Source organism: Aeromonas sp. QDB03 (assembly GCF_027707985.1).
Lineage (GTDB): Bacteria > Pseudomonadota > Gammaproteobacteria > Enterobacterales > Aeromonadaceae > Aeromonas > Aeromonas hydrophila.
On the sequence record NZ_JAPCJG010000002.1, the window covers coordinates 744766 to 763571 of the forward strand.

The 18806-nt window shown below is 57.8% G+C and carries 18 protein-coding genes; 12 read left to right on the forward strand and 6 right to left on the reverse strand.

The window, feature by feature from the left end; genetic code table 11:
• Positions 1-129 precede the first annotated feature (129 nt).
• Positions 130-1743: an IS1634-like element ISAs25 family transposase gene (locus PG900_RS08130; protein WP_270831237.1), complete on the forward strand. Its 1614-nt coding sequence runs from the start codon at positions 130-132 to the stop codon at positions 1741-1743.
• A 128-nt stretch (positions 1744-1871) separates the two neighbouring features.
• Positions 1872-3065, forward strand: a complete 1194-nt coding sequence (locus PG900_RS08135; protein WP_270831238.1) for a HEPN domain-containing protein — start codon at positions 1872-1874, stop codon at positions 3063-3065.
• A 193-nt stretch (positions 3066-3258) separates the two neighbouring features.
• Here PG900_RS08135 and PG900_RS08140 read toward each other — a convergent pair whose 3' ends face one another.
• Entirely contained in the window at positions 3259-3981 is a 723-nt protein-coding gene (locus PG900_RS08140; RefSeq protein ID WP_270831239.1) for a hypothetical protein, read from the reverse strand.
• 597 nt (positions 3982-4578) lie between these two features.
• On the opposite strand from PG900_RS08140, the gene PG900_RS08145 reads away from it, so the two are divergent.
• Positions 4579-4890, forward strand: coding sequence for a hypothetical protein (locus tag PG900_RS08145; protein WP_270831241.1), 312 nt, complete (start codon positions 4579-4581; stop codon positions 4888-4890).
• Between the two features lie 239 nt (positions 4891-5129).
• On the opposite strand, the gene PG900_RS08150 is transcribed toward PG900_RS08145, so the two are convergent.
• From PG900_RS08150 to PG900_RS08165, 4 genes are all read right to left on the reverse strand, one after another.
• Entirely contained in the window at positions 5130-5381 is a 252-nt protein-coding gene (locus PG900_RS08150; RefSeq protein WP_005303367.1) for a hypothetical protein, read from the reverse strand.
• A 92-nt stretch (positions 5382-5473) separates the two neighbouring features.
• Positions 5474-6019, reverse strand: coding sequence for a DUF882 domain-containing protein (locus PG900_RS08155; RefSeq protein ID WP_029301559.1), 546 nt, complete (start codon positions 6017-6019; stop codon positions 5474-5476).
• 150 nt (positions 6020-6169) lie between these two features.
• Complete coding sequence (locus PG900_RS08160; protein WP_270831243.1) at positions 6170-7654, reverse strand: L,D-transpeptidase family protein; 1485 nt, start codon at positions 7652-7654, stop codon at positions 6170-6172.
• 81 nt (positions 7655-7735) lie between these two features.
• Positions 7736-8506: a substrate-binding periplasmic protein gene (locus PG900_RS08165; protein ID WP_270831244.1), complete on the reverse strand. Its 771-nt coding sequence runs from the start codon at positions 8504-8506 to the stop codon at positions 7736-7738.
• A 326-nt stretch (positions 8507-8832) separates the two neighbouring features.
• Between PG900_RS08165 and PG900_RS08170 the strand changes: the two genes are divergently transcribed.
• The 5 genes from PG900_RS08170 (at position 8833) to PG900_RS08190 (ending at position 14344) form a co-directional block, all read left to right on the forward strand.
• Entirely contained in the window at positions 8833-9378 is a 546-nt protein-coding gene (locus PG900_RS08170; RefSeq protein WP_016349902.1) for a hypothetical protein, read from the forward strand.
• A gap of 56 nt (positions 9379-9434) precedes the next feature.
• A complete protein-coding gene (locus PG900_RS08175) occupies positions 9435-10496 on the forward strand; it encodes a glycosyltransferase family 2 protein (protein ID WP_029301561.1) in 1062 nt (353 codons plus the stop codon).
• On the forward strand, positions 10493-10864 hold the full coding sequence (locus tag PG900_RS08180; RefSeq protein ID WP_077096227.1) for a GtrA family protein: 372 nt from the start codon (positions 10493-10495) through the stop codon (positions 10862-10864). The genes PG900_RS08175 and PG900_RS08180 overlap by 4 nt, the downstream gene beginning before the upstream one ends.
• Positions 10864-12027, forward strand: a complete 1164-nt coding sequence (locus tag PG900_RS08185) for a membrane protein (RefSeq protein WP_011705134.1) — start codon at positions 10864-10866, stop codon at positions 12025-12027. The genes PG900_RS08180 and PG900_RS08185 overlap by 1 nt, the downstream gene beginning before the upstream one ends.
• Positions 12028-12235: 208 nt before the next feature.
• A complete protein-coding gene (locus PG900_RS08190) occupies positions 12236-14344 on the forward strand; it encodes an alpha-amylase (protein WP_270831246.1) in 2109 nt (702 codons plus the stop codon).
• Between the two features lie 106 nt (positions 14345-14450).
• On the opposite strand, the gene PG900_RS08195 is transcribed toward PG900_RS08190, so the two are convergent.
• Positions 14451-15077: a glutathione S-transferase gene (locus PG900_RS08195; RefSeq protein WP_270831247.1), complete on the reverse strand. Its 627-nt coding sequence runs from the start codon at positions 15075-15077 to the stop codon at positions 14451-14453.
• A 158-nt stretch (positions 15078-15235) separates the two neighbouring features.
• On the opposite strand from PG900_RS08195, the gene PG900_RS08200 reads away from it, so the two are divergent.
• From PG900_RS08200 to PG900_RS08215, 4 genes are all read left to right on the forward strand, one after another.
• Positions 15236-15880 carry a response regulator transcription factor gene (locus PG900_RS08200; protein WP_270799439.1) on the forward strand — a complete coding sequence of 215 codons (645 nt, stop codon included), beginning with the start codon at positions 15236-15238 and terminating at the stop codon, positions 15878-15880.
• A 91-nt stretch (positions 15881-15971) separates the two neighbouring features.
• Positions 15972-16550, forward strand: coding sequence for a TetR/AcrR family transcriptional regulator (locus PG900_RS08205; RefSeq protein WP_270831248.1), 579 nt, complete (start codon positions 15972-15974; stop codon positions 16548-16550).
• 71 nt (positions 16551-16621) lie between these two features.
• Positions 16622-17491 carry an alpha/beta hydrolase gene (locus tag PG900_RS08210; RefSeq protein WP_270799445.1) on the forward strand — a complete coding sequence of 290 codons (870 nt, stop codon included), beginning with the start codon at positions 16622-16624 and terminating at the stop codon, positions 17489-17491.
• Positions 17492-17612: 121 nt separating this feature from the next.
• Positions 17613-18758 carry a patatin-like phospholipase family protein gene (locus PG900_RS08215; RefSeq protein WP_024946021.1) on the forward strand — a complete coding sequence of 382 codons (1146 nt, stop codon included), beginning with the start codon at positions 17613-17615 and terminating at the stop codon, positions 18756-18758.
• The last annotated feature ends 48 nt before the right edge of the window (positions 18759-18806 follow it).

Sequence of the window (18806 nt, forward strand, 5' to 3'; positions counted from 1 at the left end):
GTCCACATTTTATTCCGTGCTCTTGCGCAGCAAGATGTGCCCGTCATTCCGCACCTGATTTTGCTATTTTCAGTGCTTGACGGCGATCGGCCGTTCTGATCTATTACTCTCTTTTGCAGGTAGATCATCATGGCCGCACCCGCTATCTCGATCCGTAACCTCGATCACCTTGGTTTGGTCGCCGCACTCTGCCAGGAACTGGGCATTGCCCGCATGATCGATGCCTTGCTCCCCAAAACCCCGCCTTTCAAGGTCTCACATGGTGAAGCCTTGGTCGCCATGATAGTGAACGGCCTCGGCTTTCACAGCAGCACCCTGCACATGTTCCCGCAATTCTTCGCTAACAAGCCGGTTGAGCGCCTGATTGGCCCCGGGATCTGTGCTGATGACCTCAATGATGATGTGCTCGGTCGCTGTCTCGATGCCCTCTTTGAGGCCGATGTCAGCGCCTTGTATCAGGTGATGGCGGCGCAAGTTGTCGAGCGGCTGGGGCTCAAAAGCACCGCAGTGCACCTCGATATTACCAGCTTCCACGTCGATGGCGCCTATGACTGTGCCGATGGGGATCTGGTCGGTAAGCTGCAACTGGTGCGTGGTTATAGTCGTGATCACCGGCCAGAGCTGAATCAAGTGATCCTTGAGCTCATCTGTGAAAATCAGGCCGGCCTACCTGTCTATATGCAGGCCCTGAGCGGCAATCGTAATGACACCAAAGCCTTTGCCCAGACCGTTCGTCGCCATTTGAGCAGTCTCAAGGCCGCGCAGGAGTGCCGTTATCTGGTCGGCGATGCCGCACTGTACTGCGCCGATACCTTGCAATTACTGGCGCAACAGCAGCAACTATTTGTGACCCGGGTGCCCGTCACTCTCAATGAGGCAAAGCAGGCCGTGGCAACCATAGGTGCACAACCGCTGACCGCTCTGGGCAATGGCTATCATGGCCGTTGGCAACACGCGAATTATGCCGGGGTCGCGCAACGTTGGTTGCTGGTGCGCAGCGAACAAGCCAGCCACCGCGAGCAGCAGACATTGGCCAAAAACCTGCTCAAAGACAGTACCCGCGAGCTCAAAGCCTTCGCCAAATTGTGTGCCCGACGCTTTGCTTGTGAGGCGGATGCCCAAGCTGAGTTGAGCTGTTTTACCGCCAGCTTGATGCTGCTGCAACTGGATGCCGAAGTGGTAGGTGAACCCGTTTATACAGGACGTGGCAGACCCAAGCGTGGCGAAGAGCCAATTGGCCATCAGTTTCAAATCACTGGGTTGGCGGCAACTAGCCTGGCTTGCGTTGAAGAGGCCCGCAACCAGACCGGGGTGTTCATCCTGGCGACCAATGACCACAGCGATACGCTGACCATGGCCGAACTTTTGGCCACCTATAAAGCGCAGCAGAATGTCGAACGGGGCTTTCGTTTTCTCAAGAGCCCGGAGTTTTTAACCTCCTCACTGTACCTGAAAAAGCCGGAGCGGATTGAAGCGTTGCTCATGGTGATGACCTGTAGCCTGATGATTTACGCAGCGTTGGAGCACCGGATCCGGCAGGGATTAGTGGAGCAGAATCGCAGTGTGGCGGATATGAAAAAGAAACCGACCCAGCAGCCGACGGCCCGTTGGATCTTTTTGCGCTTTGGTGGCATCCATGAATATCGACTGGGAGAAGCTCCGCCACAAGTAACGGAGCTAACAGGAGACCAGCAGATCATTTTGGAGGTATTGGGTGAGCGCTATCGGCAAATTTATTCCTAAATCAGGTGCGGAATGTCGGATGTGCCTGTAGTTGAGCGACCTACTGAAATACCCAGCGATGCTAGCTTGCTGGTATCGAGTCAGTTGAGCCGATAGCGTACATTGATTTTAATAAACAGAGCTGATATATGAGAAATAAATTCAAAAAAGGTCTAATAAAGAGGTTAACAAAAAGTTTCTTTTATTGCGAAAATGGAGGATATCCAAGCATCCAAGTAGGTAAGGCTGATGGTTACGGTGATTTTATATTCTGGTTAAAATACGATGACTATGAAATAAATCAATGTGCTGCATCACTTATTAAAGAACTTGGTGATGAACTAGCTATTGCTGATATGAAAAAGGCTAAAGACATATTGCTAACCTCTATGGCTGCTGGATTCAATGCTATCGATGCTGATTTCTTTTCTTTCAGAAAGAAGGATGTTAGCGTATTTAATATCTTGTCAGACATTCACCTTTTAAACTTAGAGTTCATGTTTGAAGATTACGTATCTAACCTAGTGAATGATTCAGCATATTTTTATCTTTTGCGTTATACAAAATGTAGTGGACGCATTGATTTTAATAATCATATACGGATTTATGGAGCTGGATCACTTGCGCTATTATTGTCTGACATTAACGATGATTTGGGCGTGTTAATTCCAGAAAAATTTATAGATCAGCCTTCAAAAAAAAGGGAGCAGCTTTCGATGTATAAAATGCTGCATGACTCAGCCATGGTACTAATCTATGCAAAGTCAGATGAAGATGCCATGTTGAAATTAAATCAATTTTTTGGGGCTGCATGTGTAAGTATTGATAAACCATTCCAGATAAATTGTCTTCCTATTGATAATAGGATGGGCCATATAAATGAAAATAGCGTAACAACCTTTACGGCTAGAATTAAAATCCCATCTGTACATGAAATGAACCTACACGATTTAGCCATTAAGAAAATGCAATATCTATTGTCAAATTCAAATAACCGACTAATGTCAGCACTGTCATTTATTGCACATGGTTGGACGAATGACGAGAGAGAGCGATTCATCAATCATTTTATTGCATTAGATGCATTGTATGGAACTGAATCAAATAATAAGAGTTCGATAATAAATGGCGTGACCAAAGATGCTTCGTCTATAGATAACATAGAGTCAAAAATCAGAATAATCTATGAACTTCGCAGCAAGTTCATACATGGGGAGATCCCTACCTTGCATAAACATGGTAAGTATTTAGCCTTTGTTGAAGAGCATGGTTTAGACCCAACTCCAACCGTTTTCAAAATTCTTATTGAATGTGTGAATAACTATGATATCAAGTCATTATGAACGAAAATAAGTTGAAGGAATGGGCTCAATTATCATCCATCGATTATTCCTAGGCTTATCGCTATGGGATGATACGATTAGGTATACCCATTGGCAGAAAGTAAATTAGGTGAGGGAAAGCGGTTTGGGAGCAGGCCGCCTTGCCTCTGAGTTGATCAACAAAACCTAATCTTCGTTGTAACACCTTATTATGCTATTTCTCTGCCTTTGCTGATTCATGGATCTTCTGCAAAATTGCCCATGCTTGCTGAAAACCAAACAGTTGCATAGATGTATCAATGTTAGTTTGATATGGCCATTTTTGGTATCTGGTCACTATAGTGCTTCCAACTTTCATTTGTTGGATTATCTTTGCAGATTGATCTTTCGTAAACCCATTTTTTTCTGATGCTGTAACTGGTTTGTTCTTATCCACTCGGACAGCAATGTTTGAGTTAGGGTAGTGACTGCCCCCAACACTAACAAAAGGTGTCCCATCCTTCAAAATTCCTATTTGTAAATCTTCTCTATTTAAAGAACACCAATGTGTATCATCCATCTCATCAAATCGGCACTGTGTTGACCAATTGGTTCCATACTTATCACCAACATAATCAAGAGTATTTGTTGGCAATCCTTGTATAGTCCCACTTCCATCAGAAAAATATATGCGGTATTTAACTCCTTCGTATGTCCCAGTTTCTATTCTCATCCTCTTGTTATTTTTTAGTTTTTCATAGTCAAACGAAACATTGCATGTGATATTGCCACCATTAATCAATGCACTATTTGTTTGGATAGCCTCTTCTTCATCTATAGTTGGGAGGTTTTTCTTATAACCACGGTCATATTCTGTACTCGGACATAATATTTCGGCATGACTTGTATGTGTGAAAACAATTGAAAATGCAAAGCTGACACCTATAAACCATTTCATCCTTCGATCTCCTTAGCTCTGGCGCTATATTTTGATAGTTAAATTCATCTCAGCGTCAAATTATTTAGGCAACAATAAATCATTGATATTTCAGTGTTCTTATATCTTTACTCTCTGCATATACAGCAGATATGTCGAATATATTCCTCTATATCTCACGAGTAGTATCATATTTACGTTAACATCTTTCTCTAGCAATTTAATACACAACCCCTCCTACCTTATCCCTGTTTACCCCCTCGACCATTATGCCACGCGGGGATGACCATCATTAAATATTAGCAATCGCTACCACCGTAGGTTACTGAACCAATGGCGGCGAGCGGATGAGTGACGCATAGATAGCCTTGGATGAAACCTGGATTGTCATGCTACTACAAGGAGAATCCTGAATGATAGCGAGCTGAAAGAAAGCTTGCGCCAGATCAAATAAATTCAAACGAGGCTTTCCGAGTAGTTTTGGCCGATCTGGCAGCAAATACTTGATTGCTGCAAAACAGTGGAGTTTTCTGTTAGTGCCACTATTGTGGCAATATGTTCATGATCTTCCTTTAGGCGGTAGCCTCATGCACTTTTCACCTACCTTAGATACACACAATGAACATCGATAACGAAAATTTCTTTAGCTATGAAAACGTTCTAGCTCGATTCAAACGCGCTAAAAGCGAGTCTACACTCGATACCATGTATGCAGGAGCCGTCAGAAAGGCCGATGAGATCTTACAGGGTAAAGACCTATTTCAGGCGAAAATCGCAATTGAGCGGGCTCTGAATCAGTGTCAGCAGGATTTTGACACCTCCCTGCTCGGCATAACTAGGAAAGCGAATCACACATTGAAATCCCAAGAGCCCTCTAAGCAGTACAACCCAGAGGATGAGTTGAGACGAATGCTCTCCGACCTAGGCTGATGTTGACCAGGATGACTATTCCACCATAACCATGTGGTTTTTCATGTGTCAGCCTTGGAGAGCAAGGCTGGTGAGAGCAAAAAAATCGTACATACCATGATACATAGCATGTACGATTCTGTGCTTACAGCAAAGCCAGTGGTGGCGTGTGGTTCACTCACTCACTAGACAAGATACATAGTTTTCACTATATACTCCCGAAGGCGCTTTTTTATATGGGCAACCGGGCTGTGGCTGCCTCAGTTGATCCCTTCCGAGCTGAAGAAGGTCGCCTTGTCGGCGATGAAACGGATCTTGATGTTCTTGCCCTCGTCACCCCAGATGCAGCTGGTGGTTCCCAGTGCATCGTCACAACGCTCGGCCTTGCCGAGGATGCTGCTCGCCTCGGCGTAGCTGATCCCCATCTTGAGCTTGTCGTAGTTTTCACGGTTGAGCTTGCCGCAACCGGTCAGCAGCAGGGCAATCAGCCCGCCAAGCAAAATATGTTTCATCTGGTTCTCCTCTGCATGGTGTCCAGAGCCTACCAGCTCGGCCACCCCGCTGACCAGTCACCCGCCGGGCAGCTGTGGCCAGCAGCCGGCCGTTACCAGCTGCGCACCGGCCCGGTGTCGAGGTGCACGAAGTTGTCGCTCGGGTAGTAACCGACGCCGCCCACCTTGAGATGGAGCGCCGCCTTGCGCAGGTGCGCCAGCTGTACTCCGGGAATGCGCACATCCACCGCCTGCCCCAGGGTATGGTAGCTGTGCTTGGCCACGGCGCGGCTGCGGCTGCGCTTCTGGCGATTGGTCACGGGCGAGCGATAGCCCGAGATGAGCTGGATTTCACCGTGGCGACCCAGCTTGTGCTGCAGCAGGTAGAGCTGGTCGAACAGCTTGCGGTCGATGTTGAACACTTCGTTGCGACGGTAGTCGCGAAAGATGTGGTTGAGCTCGGCCAGCCCGTCTTTCAGGTAGCGGCCGTCTTCCCAATAGCTGGCGCGCACCCGCTCGCCGGTATTGAGATTGAAGAAACTGAGTTCACGTCCTGCCGTACTGCGGCTCGCCGTGGCGGGAAAGGACAGCAGCGAGCCCCCCAGCAGGCAACCGGCACCCAGCAGCAGGCGACGTCGGCTTATCTCTTGATCAAGCATCCCTTGTCCGTCCATCGCTATGTTGAGGTGAAACCGTTGAATGAATTTGATACAGGCGCTTGAAACTACCCGCCGAGCCGGCCGCTGTCAAACCGCAAGGGGCCATGAAAAAGCCCGGCGCAGGCCGGGCTTTTCACTCTGTGGCGAGGATCACAGCAAGCGACTCTGGTAGCTGACTCGATCAAATCCATAGATGTCGTTGCGCAGTTGCTGACGTCCATCCTCGTCGATCCAGCTGCTCCAGTAGACGGTGAACACCGGGATCGGGGTGGTCAGCGGCAGCCATTTGGTCTGGGTCTCTTTCAGGATGCTGGCCACCTTGTCCGGCTGATAGCGGGAGTCCGCCAGCAGCAGCTCGGCCAGATCGTCGGCATGCTCCACCCGGATGCAGCCTGAGCTGAAGGCGCGCGCGCCCTGCTCGAACAGCGCCTTGCGCGGGGTGGAGTGCAGATAGATGGCCTCGTTGTTGGGCAGATAGAACTTGTAACGACCCAGCGCGTTGTGATCGCCCGGCTTTTGCCGCAGACGGTAGGGGAAGCCGGACGCCAGCGCCTGCTGCCAGCCCTCTTCGGTGAACTGCACCGGATTGCCCTCGCCGTCGATCACCTCGAACTGCTCACGATTGAGGTAGGCGGGATCCCGTCCCAGCTTGGGCAGAATGTCCTTGCTCAGGATGGAGCGCGGTACGTGCCAGGCCGGGTTCAGCACGATGGAGCGGATCTCGCTGGCGAGGATCGGGGTCGCCCGCTGCTCCTTGCCCACGATCACCCGGCTGGTGAATACCTCGTTGCCGGACTCCACCACGCTCAGCCGATAGTCGGGGATGTTGACCAGCACGTAACGGGCGCCGGAGAGCTGATCCACCAGGTCACGTCGCCACAGGTTGCGCAGCAGCAGGCTGGCACGCACCTCGGGCCCGGTATTGAGCCAGCTACGGGTCTGCCGGCCTATGATGCCGTCGGCGGTCAGGCCGTGGCGGCGCTGGAACTGCTTGACGGCCTGCAGGGTCTCGGCGTCGTAGGTGGCGTCATCATGGCGCGGGGCCGTGTCGCCCAGCTCGTTGAGGATGGAGCGGATCTGGCCCAGCTCCGCGGAGACTTCACCGGCCCGCAGGGTCGGCATGGTCAGGGTCGGCCACTTCTTGGCCATGGGCAGCGCCAGCAGCTTGCGCACTTCTTCGCGCACCGCGTCATATTCCGCGACCTGGGGTCTGAGCTGCCTGACCTGCTCCAGCAGATTGTCGCCGGCCGGCTCGTGGGCCAGCGGCTTGCTGAGGTTGAGTTTGAGGGTCTGCATCTGCTCGCGGGAGACCAGATCCATGGCACGCCACGCCTGCTGGAACCGGGCCAGTTTGCCGAACGCCTCGTCATAGAGGGCACCACGCTGATCCGCCGGCTTGGCCTGCAACTTCTTCCAGAGCGTGTAAAAATCCGGGTGCAACTGGGCCAGCACGGCTTCCTGCAGCTGCAGCTCCAGCTCACGCCTGGCCTGCTCCGCCGTGCTGTTCTGATACCAGTCGTGCTGCATCGCAGCATTGCTCACCACCACCTGGCCCTCGCTGGCCTGTACCATGGCCGCCGGCCAGCAGCCCAGCCAGATCAGGTTTGCCAATGCCAGCCAATACTTCTTCCCCATGCTTACCTCAAGATCGGTTCACTTCAGCCTGTCAGACCCGGCGGTCAAGGCGCTCATGATGCGTGAATGCCCGCGACTTTACTAGCTGGCGGGCGCGTAGCGCCGCCAGATAATGTCATACTCATTTGTTGCTTTAAATTCAGCCAGTTCGCGATTGAACGCGCTGACAAATTCGGGTGACAGCCGCTTCTTGCTGAACATGAAGAAGGTCGGCGCTTCATATACGGCCATGGTGTGGGGGACGATCAGATCGCTCAGCCCCTCCTCCTTCAGGCCCCAGGGGGTGGCCAGCACATCGCCGAGAAAGCCGTCGATGCGTCCCAGCACCAGCTTGCCATAGTTTTGCTCGTCATTGACCACGCTCACCTGGGCGGCATAACGACGCAGCAACTCGCTGATCTCCGCCCCATAGTAGTAGTCCTTGGTGATGCCCAGGGTATGGCCGCTGGCCAGCCAGCTGGCCAGATCGGTTTCGGGGTAGGAGGATGACTTGCGGATCCAGAGCGCGCTGCGGCCCGGATTGTAGGCATCGGAGAACCAGGCATAGTGGGCGCGATCCTCGTTGAAATAAGCCTCCATGGCGATGTCGACCGAGCCCAGTGACAGACCGTGCAGCACCCGCTTCCAGGGCATCTCCACATAGCTGGCCTTGCAATCGAGCCGCTTGAGCATGGCGGTGAGCGCCTCGACGGCAAAGCCGCGCAGCTCCTTCTGCCCGGCCGCCGTGCCGGCGTAATAGTGATAAGGCGGCCAGTTGTCAAAACCGACCCGCAAGGGCGAGGGACACAGACTGTTTGCAGAGGCCAGCGGCGCCAGCAAGCAGAGCATCCAGCAGCAGAGTTTCAGCTTCATGGGTCATCCTTGACTGCGTGATACGCCATCATAAATCGGCCTTGGCAAAATGGCGACAGATCCTGCCACAGCGATGCAGGCTCCCGGCCGTGTGAGCGGCACCCTCGTTTATGCTTGTAGAAGCCGGGCCTGAAATGCCCCCGGCCTGCGCCGGATCTCCGGCTCGCCAGGGCAGGTAAAAAGCGGGAACAGCAACATTTGGAACACCGGCCGAAAAGGGGTTAATATGTGACCAAATATATTTTTGTGATCCACTATGCTTTTTTTGCAATTGGATTAGCATATGCGCGAAATCAGCCTACAAACCGTGAGGCGCAGAGAGTGATATGACGTACAAAAAGTTTGGTTTTCTGACCGCCATCATGGCGCTGAGTGGTTTCTACCTTTATACCCTTTACTTGGCCGCCCACCCCAACGTGAGCCTGGCCTACAAGCTCTATTACCTGGAAGGCAAGACCCGCTTCTGGGAGCACAACTCCAGCATGACCTACCAACCCGGCAACGAGCTCAATCTGACCAAACCGAGCCGTTTCCTCTCCAGCGAAGGCTGGGCCAAGAAACCGAGTGCGGACGGCACCGAACTGAGCGGCCAGGGCGGCCTCTACTTCGTACTGCCCAAGCAGCAGGCACAGCCGGAACAGCTGACCATCCAGGCCCGGGTCAACAGCCCGCAGGCCGGTGCTCTGCTCAAGGTGGCACTGGGTCACGATTTCACCACCACCGTCAAGCTGGCCAAGGCCGGCATCAACGAGATCCGTCTCAGCCTGCCGGGCGAGTCGCTGACCTCGGACCCCAAGCGTCCCAACTTTCTGGCGCTCTCCGCCCCGACTCCGCTCAATGTCCAGTCGGTGCGCTTGACCGTCGCCCAATAAGACGTATTCTCCAATACGCTGTTTTATAAAATAATTTTCCAAATAAGGAAGTTTTCATGTCGCATGCCGATTTTCGACTCTCTCTGATCGTTCCCGTTTACAACGAGGAAGAGAGCATAGATGCCTTCATCAACGCGATAGATAACGAACTGGCGCCGCTCAAGGATCAGCTGGAAATAGTATTCGTCAACGACGGCAGCCGCGACCGCACCCGTGAGGTGGTCGAACAGGCCATCGCCCGCGACCCGCGCGTCACCCTGGTCAACCTGGCCCGCAACTTCGGCAAGGAAGCGGCCATGACCGCCGGCCTGCATCACGCCAAGGGTGATGCCGTGGTGCCGATGGACGTGGATCTGCAGGATCCGCCCGCACTCATTCTCGAATTCGTCAAACTGTGGCAGACCGGCGACTACGACACCGTCTACGGCATCCGGGTGGATCGCAGTGCCGACACCCCGATGAAGCGCCTCACCGCCGGCGGCTTCTACCGCTTCTTCAACGCCCTCTCCACCAGCACCAAGCTGCCGGAGAACGCCGGTGACTTCCGCCTGATCGACCGCAAGGTGGTCGAGGCGATCAAGCAGCTGCCGGAGCGCAACCGCTTCATGAAGGGGCTGTTCGCCTGGGCCGGTTTCCGTGCCGTCGGTGTGCCCTACGAGCGCCCCGCCCGCCATGCCGGCGAGACCAAGTTCAACTACTGGAAGCTGTGGAACTTCGCCCTCGACGGCCTGATGAGTTTCTCCAGCTGGCCGCTGCGGGTATGGAGCTACGTCGGCGTCGGCGTCTCCTTTGTCGCCTTCCTCTACATCCTCAAGATCGTCACTCAGGTGGTCTTCTTCGGCATCGACGTGCCGGGTTACGCCTCCCTGATGTCGGTGGTGCTGTTCCTCGGCGGTATCCAGCTGCTGTCGCTCGGTATCATCGGTGAGTACATCGGCCGCATGTTCGTGGAAGTGAAGCAGCGCCCTGTCTACCTCATCGAAGGGGTGTACGGCCAGTATGCCAAGCAGGATGAAGAGCCGAAGCAGGACGCCGCCACCGGCAGCAAGAAGAGCGCCGGCAAGAAGGCTGCTGCTGCGAAAGCCGCTGATGACCAGCAGGAGCAGGCGTCTCAATGATCTCCCGCGAGGAATTCTGGCGGCTGGTACGTTTCGGGTTTGTCGGCGGGGGGGCCACCCTCGTCGATCTGGGCACCTCCATCACCCTGTTTCACACCTGGCCCACCATCTCGGAGCACCTGGTGACGACGCTGGCCTTTGCCATCGCCTTCTGGTTCTCCTTCTTCGGTCACCGTTACATCACCTTCCAGAAGCAGGGTGCCGCCAGCAAGTTCTTGCTGGTTGCCCTCTTCTCGCTGGCGGTGCGTAACCTGATATTGAGCGGTCTGCTGTTTGCGGGTCTTTCCGGTCTGTTGCCGGTGGTGATCGCCACCCTGACGGTCACCGTGCTCACCTACCTCCTCTCCAGGATCTGGGTATTTGCCTGATGAATGACATGACTACCTCCATCACCCCTGACAATGCGGGCCCCTATCGCCCGTCACTGGCCATCAGCAGCCGTGACTGGCTGATGATCATCGCCGCCTTCGTGCTGAGCCGGGCCGCCCTCTACGGCATGGGCTATTTCGGCGTGCAGCTCTACGGCTCCCCCGACATAGGCCCGCTGCAGGCCTATTGCCAGTTCGACTGCGTCTGGTTCCAGCGCATCATCGAGAACGGCTACGATCTCTACCCGCGCTGGCTGAGCAAGGGCAATGCGGCCAACTGGGCCTTCATGCCGCTCTACCCGATGATCTCAGGCACCATCTCCAACCTGCTCAACGTCGAGAGTCTGATCGGCCTGATGCTGGTAGCCAACCTGGCGTTCTTCATCAGCCTGCCGCTGATGCTGCTGGTGCTGCGTCAGCTCAAGCTGGGTGACGACACCGCCCGCTTCGGCGTCTGGCTGCTCGCCTTCTCCCCCTTCTCCGCCTACTTCGTCTCCGGCTATACCGAGTCGATGTTCATGGCGCTGATGCTGGGCATGTTCCTGTTCGCCTATCGCCAGCAGTGGCTGATGGTGGCGCTGCTCGGCGTCTTCATCTCCGCCACCCGCAACCTGGGGGTGATGATGGTGTTCCCGGTGCTGATCCTGGCGCTGCAGGCCTACGGCTGGCGCGAGTTCTTCCGCTTCACCGAGCGCGCCTTCAAGGTGGTGTTCACCCTCTGGATGATCCCGCTCGGCCTGTTCGCCTACATGTTCTACCTCTATCACCTCACCGGTGACGCGCTGGCGTTCAAGCACATCCAGGTGGCCTGGGGCCGTTACATGGACAGCCCGCTGGACTGGTGGCTGAGCGGCTTCGAACTGGGCGGACGCAAATCCTACCTCTCCATTATGGTGATGTTCGGCTGGGCTCTGAACCTCTATCTGTTCAGCCAGAAGCGCTGGGCCGAGGCGACCCTGATGTTCATCTGCTGCACCATTCCGCTGATGACAGGGCTCAACGCCATGCCGCGCTACATGTTCGGCCTCTATCCGACCATGCTGGCGATCATCCTGCTGACCCATCGCTGGCCGGCCATTCGCCCGGCCGTGCTCTGCCTGAGCGGCATGGTGGCCTCCTTCATCGCGGTGGCCTTCGTCAACTTCAAGTTCTTCACCGTCTGACGAAGGTGGCAATGCAACAAGCCGGTCTATCGACCGGCTTTTTTTATGAGTGCGACACCCCGCTCACACTTTTCCATTCTTGAAAACGTAACCATTTGAACTGATGTCACAAATCGACGGTTTGCCTGTCCAAGCCCGCCCTCATGCCTCCTAGAATGAGCCCCATTGACGGCAATCTGGTCCGCTTAACCCCAGCAAGGAATGGCTTATGCGTCGCACTCCCTCGGTTTCTTCCCTCTGGCTCGCCCTGCTGGCCAGCCCCCTCTTCCTCCACCAGGCCATGGCCGCCGAGGTGCGCCTCTACGTGGATGACCAGCCGGTCGGCGCGCCGCTGGCGCTGGACAAGGGGGCGGTGCAGATGACCCATCCGCTCACCAAGGGGAGCCACCAGATCCGCATCAGCGACGCGGGCAACAGCTGTGGCGCCAGCTTCGGCCCGAGCGAGGCCAAACCGCTCCCCTTCGGCACCGCCCAGCCCATGGACAAGTGCAGCAAGGGGCAGCACTTCAACCTGCGGGTGATGCTGGCGGGGGATTATCAGTTCACCTTCAACCCGGATACCCCCAGCCTCAAGGTGCTGCGAGCCACCAGGAAGAGCGAGTTCAAACGCCAGCCGCCAGCGGAACCCTGCATCAGCTGGGATGGCGGCCCGGTCACCGTATCCCTGAAAGGAGTCTGGCCCGACGGCACCCAGCTGCGGGACGCCTACTCCGGCCTGCAAGGGGTGGTCAAGGGTGGCAAGCTGACCCTTACGCCGAGTAAAGAGAGCGGCGGCCTGCTGCTGCTCGAGCCGGTCAAGGCCGCCAAGTCAGCGCCGTTCAGCTGGGATCAGGCGAGCGTCTATTTCCTGCTGACCGACCGCTTCAACAACGGCGATCCCGCCAACGACCACAGCTTCGGGCGCCAAAAAGACGGTCAGGATGAAGTGGCCACCTGGCACGGCGGCGACTTCAAGGGGTTGACCGCCAAGCTCGATTACATCAAGCAGCTTGGCATCAACGCCATCTGGATCACTCCCATGGTGGAGCAGGTGCACGGTTTCATCGGCGGCGGCGAGCAGGGTAACTTCCCCTTCTACGCCTATCACGGCTACTGGGCACTCGACTTCACCAAGATAGATCCCAACTACGGCGACGAGGAGAGCCTCAAGACCCTGGTGGACGAGGCCCACAAGCGCGGCATGCGCATCATCCTCGACGTGGTGATGAACCACGCCGGCTACGCCACCCTCGCCGACCTGCAAGATCTCGGGCTCACCGATCTCACCCAGAACACCGGCAAACTGCCGGCCCGCTGGAACCAGTGGCAACCAAGCGGCGGCCTCAACTGGCATGGCTACAACCAGTTCATCGACTACCAGTCGCCGAAGTGGGACCAGTGGTGGAGCGGTGACTGGGTGCGAGCCGGCCTGCCCGGCTACCCGCAGCCCGGCACCGACGACGTCACCGGCTCGGTGGCGGGGCTGCCGGACTTCCTCACCGAATCCACCAAGCCGGTGGGACTGCCGCCGCTGCTGGCGGCGAAAAAAGACACCAAGGCCAAGGCGCTGCCCAACGCCACCGTGAGCGACTATCTGATTGCCTGGCACACCGACTGGGTGCGCCGCTTCGGCATCGACGGCTTCAGGGCAGACACGGTCAAACACCTGGAGCCCGAGGTGTGGGCCCGCCTCAAGCAGGCCGGCACCGCCGCCCTCAAGGAGTGGAAAGCCGCCAACCCCACCAAGAAGCTCGACGACCTGCCCTTCTACATGGTGGGTGAGGTGTGGGATCACGGGGTGGCCAAGGATTTCTGGTACCGACACGGCTTCGATTCGCTGATCAACTTCGACTATCAGCGCGAGTTTGCCCTGCCCCAGGCCCAGTGCCTGGCCAGCGCCGAGCCAACCTATGCCGGCTACGCTAGCCGCATCAATCAGGATCCCGAGTTCAACGTGCTGAGCTACATCAGCTCCCACGACACCAAGCTGTTCTTCGGCGACTATCAGGACGTACCGCTGCAGCGCCGGGTCGCCAGCAGCTTCATGCTGCTGCCGGGCGGCATCCAGATCTACTACGGCGATGAGTCCGGCCGCGGGCTCGCCAAGGATGGCGGCGTGTTCGATCAGGCACTGCGTTCTGACATGAACTGGCAGGAGCTGGCCGGCGGCGAGAAGGCCGAGCTGGTCAAGCACTGGCAGCGGCTCGGCCAGTTCCGCGCCGCCCACCCGGCGGTAGCGGCGGGCAGCCACAAGAAACTGGCCGACAGCCCTTATGCCTTCGTGCGGGAGAAGGGGGATGACAAGGTGGTGGTAGTGTTCGCCGGCCGCCAGCCGTAATCCAGCTTAAGGAATCAAACCCAAACAGAAAGGGGAGCCAGTGGCTTCCCTCTCTGTTTACACCAGCCGTTCAGACAAGCTGTTTACAGCGGTTGTGCTCGCGGGTTCACTGCGGCTGACGGGCCGCCGCCGGCCACTGCAGACGCGCCTTGACCAGGGTCTGCTGCCACAGCGGCCAGGCCAGCAGCGCCTGCTGATAGGCGCCCGCCTGTCCGGGCAGCTGGATGCCGTAGCTCGCCAGCCGGTAGGCCATCACCGCATAGAAGGCATCGAGGATCCCCGCCTCGCCAAAATAGAAGGGGCCCCGCGCCTGGGACCAGATGGTCTGCAGCCGGGCCAGCTCGCCGATGGCCTCCACCGGCGGTTCGCTGCGGGTCGGGGCGCCGAGGAAGAAGGGCAGCAGAGTGCGAATTTGGCGAAAACCGGCGTGCAGCTCGGCGCAGAGACTGCGGGCCAGCGCCCGCTCGGCTCGCGCCTCGGGATAGAGCCGGCGCGCGGGGCAGAGCTCGTGCAGGTACTCGGCGATGGCCAGCGAGTCGTGTATCCGCGCGCCGTCGTGATCGAGCCAGGGCACCAGGCCGGCGGGGGCCAGCCGCTTGAGCCGCTGCAGCTCCTTGGCATCCTCCAGGTCGAACACCTGCTCCTGCCACTCCAGCCCGCTCATGGCCAGCACCAGCGCCGCCCGCATCGCCCAGGTGGAGCCGGTGCCCACCGTCAATACCAGAGATCCCATCTATTGCCTCCTGCATGGGTTGTTCATGACCATCCCATCTGCCCCAATGGCACGACATCCGACGGTCGCTTCACATTTGCGCGCCGGCAGGTTTGACCCTCTCCGGGAGCGGTGCTAGTTTGATTTTCCAAAACAATCAGTTAGCAACAATGTGAGCAATGGACAGCCAATTTACCATCGTCATCGCAGATGACCACCCCCTGTTTCGGGGCGCCCTCTATCAAGCGGTGCACATGGCCATCGACGATGCCCAGCTGCTGGAAGCAGACTCCATCGACAGCCTGGCCCACCTGCTGGGTGAGCACCCGGAAGTCGACCTGCTGCTGCTCGATCTCAAGATGCCGGGGGCCAACGGCTTCTCCGGCCTCGCCCACCTGCGCGGCCAGTATCCCGACCTGCCCATCGTGGTGGTGTCGGCTTCGGAAGAACCCGCCATCATCCAGCAGGTGCTGCGACTCGGCGCGCTCGGCTTCATCCCCAAATCGGCGCCGATGAAGGAGCTGGTCAACGCCCTCAATACGGTGATCGGGGGTGACAACTGGGTGCCGGCCGGCATCTCGCTCCACCCCGAGCCCAGTGAGGGCACCGATTTTGCCAGCAAGCTGGCCAGCCTCACCCCCCAGCAGTACAAGGTGTTGGTGATGCTGCGTGACGGCAGCCTCAACAAGCAGATCGCCTGGGAGCTCAACGTCTCCGAGGCCACCATCAAGGCCCACATCACCGCCATCTTCAGAAAACTCGGTGTCAAGAACCGCACCCAGGCGGTCATCGCCCTGCAGCAGATGGATATCAAGGGCGACTGAGTCCGCCTCATCCCCACTTGCAGGCCGATTCGTTGCTCGACAAATAGCACGGTCGTACTTTATGCTGCTCCGGTCAATGAAGGAGAGTGCGATGAGCAAGGGCCGGCTGACCCGCGACAACATTTTGCAGACTGCGTTCGAGCAGGCGAGCCAGCAGGGGCTGGAGAGCCTCACCATCGGCTCCCTTGCCAGCGCCTGCGAGATGTCGAAAAGCGGCCTGTTTGCCCACTTCCAGTCCCGCGACAACCTGCAGATCGCCGTGCTGGAGTACGCCGCCGAGGTGTTCCGGGAGCGGGTGATCCAGCCGGTGCGCCAGCAGCAGCACGGCAGCCAGCGAGCGAAGCTGACTGCCCTGCTGCAGGCCTGGCTGGCCTGGAACCAGTGCTTCGCCGGCCGCTGCACCTCCCCCTCCTGGACCTCGGCCCAGGAGGGGGAGGTGCAGCAGGCCGCCCGCCAGCTGGTGCGCTTCTGGCTCGACTACCTGGCCCGTCAGGTGGTGCAGGGACAGAGCGAGGGCGAGTGGCGCAGCGACATGGATCCCTGGCGCGCCGTCTATCGCCTCTATGGCCTCTATCTGGCGGATCAGGTGTTCAATGCCCTCGATCTGTGTCAGGATCCGGCCCGCCACTTCTGGCCCGAGGTGGAGACGCTGCTGGATGGCTGGCGCTGATAGATTGACCTCTCTTTTTTAAAACCGACAAAAAAGCACGACCGTTCGCACATAAAAACCACAGGATGACCATGAGCAGCAAGATCTACTTCAACACCCGCCGCTTCAGCCCGAGCAAATGGTTGCTTGGCCTTGGCACCCGCTTGCATCACATCCTGGCCCCCGCTCATGCCAAGCGCACCGCCAGCAAGCTGCTGCTCACCCCCCAGCGCAACCAGCGGGATGACACGGCACCGGCCGGACTGGTCAAACAGGCCGTACACACCAGCGAAGGCACCCTGATGAGCTACCGGCTCGGCCAGGGGCCGGTCTGGCTGCTGATGCACGGCTGGTCAGGCAGCGCCGGCCAGTTCTACCCGCTGATGAGCCACATCGCGGCCCAGGGCTTCACGGCCATTGCCTACGATCACCCGGCCCACGGCCACAGCGCCGGCCATACCGGCCACCTGCCCCGCTTCGTGCGCGCCTTCGACGAACTGGTGGAAAAGATGACGGCGGAGTACGGCCCGCTGCAGGGCGTCATCGCCCACAGCATGGGGGGCGCCGTCACCCTCTCCAGCCGCCGACGCGAGCTGGATGCCCTGCCGCTGCTGCTCATCTCGCCGGTGCTCGACTACGTGCCCCAGCTCTACGGCATGGTGGCGCGCTCCGGCTACTCCATCCGGCTGTTCGATGCGGTGGTCAAGGAGATTGAACAGGAGTACCAGCACCCCTTGAGCACGGTCGACCCGCTGGGGCGGCTCGCCGGCCGCAGCGGGCCCGCCATCATAGTGCACGACGAGGAGGATCGCTTCGCCCCGCATGGTGATTCCCTGCGCGCCACCCAGGATGGCCGCACCCGGCTGGTGAGCACCCGCGGACTCGGCCATGGCCGCATCCTCGCCAGTGCCCCCGCATTCGCCGCGTTCGATCAGCTGAGCGCCGTCCGCCGCGCCAACTGAACAGCCTCAAAAAGGGCCTGCAAAAAATGGTTGGCAGGCCTGTTTTTATATTTGATACAGCGTCTTATAGTTAAATTGCTCGATGGCAACACCCCCAGTGGCATGCATAAGGCGCAGTATCATGGCCAAACCCAACACAGCTCTTCTGTTGACCGGTGGTGGTGCCCGCGCCGCCTATCAGGTCGGCGCCCTCAAGGCGATCGCCGAGTTCTATCCCCGCAATCTCGGCATTCCGTTTCCCATCCTGTGCGGCACCTCGGCCGGCGCCATCAATGTCACCGCGCTGGCCTGCTACGCCTCCTGCTTCCATCTGGGAGTGCGCAAGCTGGAGTGGGTCTGGCGCCGCTTCGAGACCCACCACATCTTCGACTTTCACCCGGGACGCCTGTTGTGGCGGCTGATGTATGAGGGCTCTGCCGGGCTCATCAACCCCCACACCAACCACGCCTTTCACCTGTTCGACAATGCGCCGCTGCGCCGCCTGCTGGATCAGCTCATCGACTATCACCGCATCGATGACAACATCCTCTACGGCAGCCTGGAGGCGCTGGCCATCACCGCCTCCGACTACGACGACGGCCTCTCCACCACCTTCTTTCAGGGGCGAGCCGAGCACCTGCCGTGGGAGCGTGCCAGACGGCGCGGGCTGCGCACCCTGCTCACCTCGGATCACCTGCTCGCCTCCTCGGCGCTGCCGTTCGTCTTCCCGGCCACTCACATCGGCGACAAGTTCTACGGCGACGGCTCCATCCATCAGTTGAGCCCGCTCAGCCCCGCCATCCACCTGGGGGCGGAGCGGATCCTGCTGATCACTCTGGATCCGCCGGCGCACACGGCCCCCACCTTCCACCATGGCCACCTGACCAGCTCCAACATCGCCAGCCACCTGCTGGACACCGTCTTCACCGACACCCTCAACTCGGACCTGGAGCGGTTGTGGCGCATCAATCAGACCCTGGATCTCATCCCGGAGCGGGAGCGCAACCGGTTGAAACTCAAACGGGTGGAGACCTGCGTGCTCAAGCCGAGCCAGGATCTCGACCTGCTGGCGCTGGCCTATCTGCGCAAGCTGCCGGTGCACCTGCGCCGCCTGCTGCGGGTACTGGGGGTGACGGGGGACGAGACCAGCAGCCTGGCCAGTTTCCTGATGTTCTATCCCGGCTACTGCCAGCAGCTGATCAAGCTGGGCTACCTGGATACTCTGAACGAGCGCCGGCGGGTCGAAGCGTTTCTGGGGATAGAGGAGATGGTACCGGTCGAAGCCTGAAATGGCCTCTTGAGGGTGGGCCGGCACGCCTGCCGGCAAGCGGCTCAC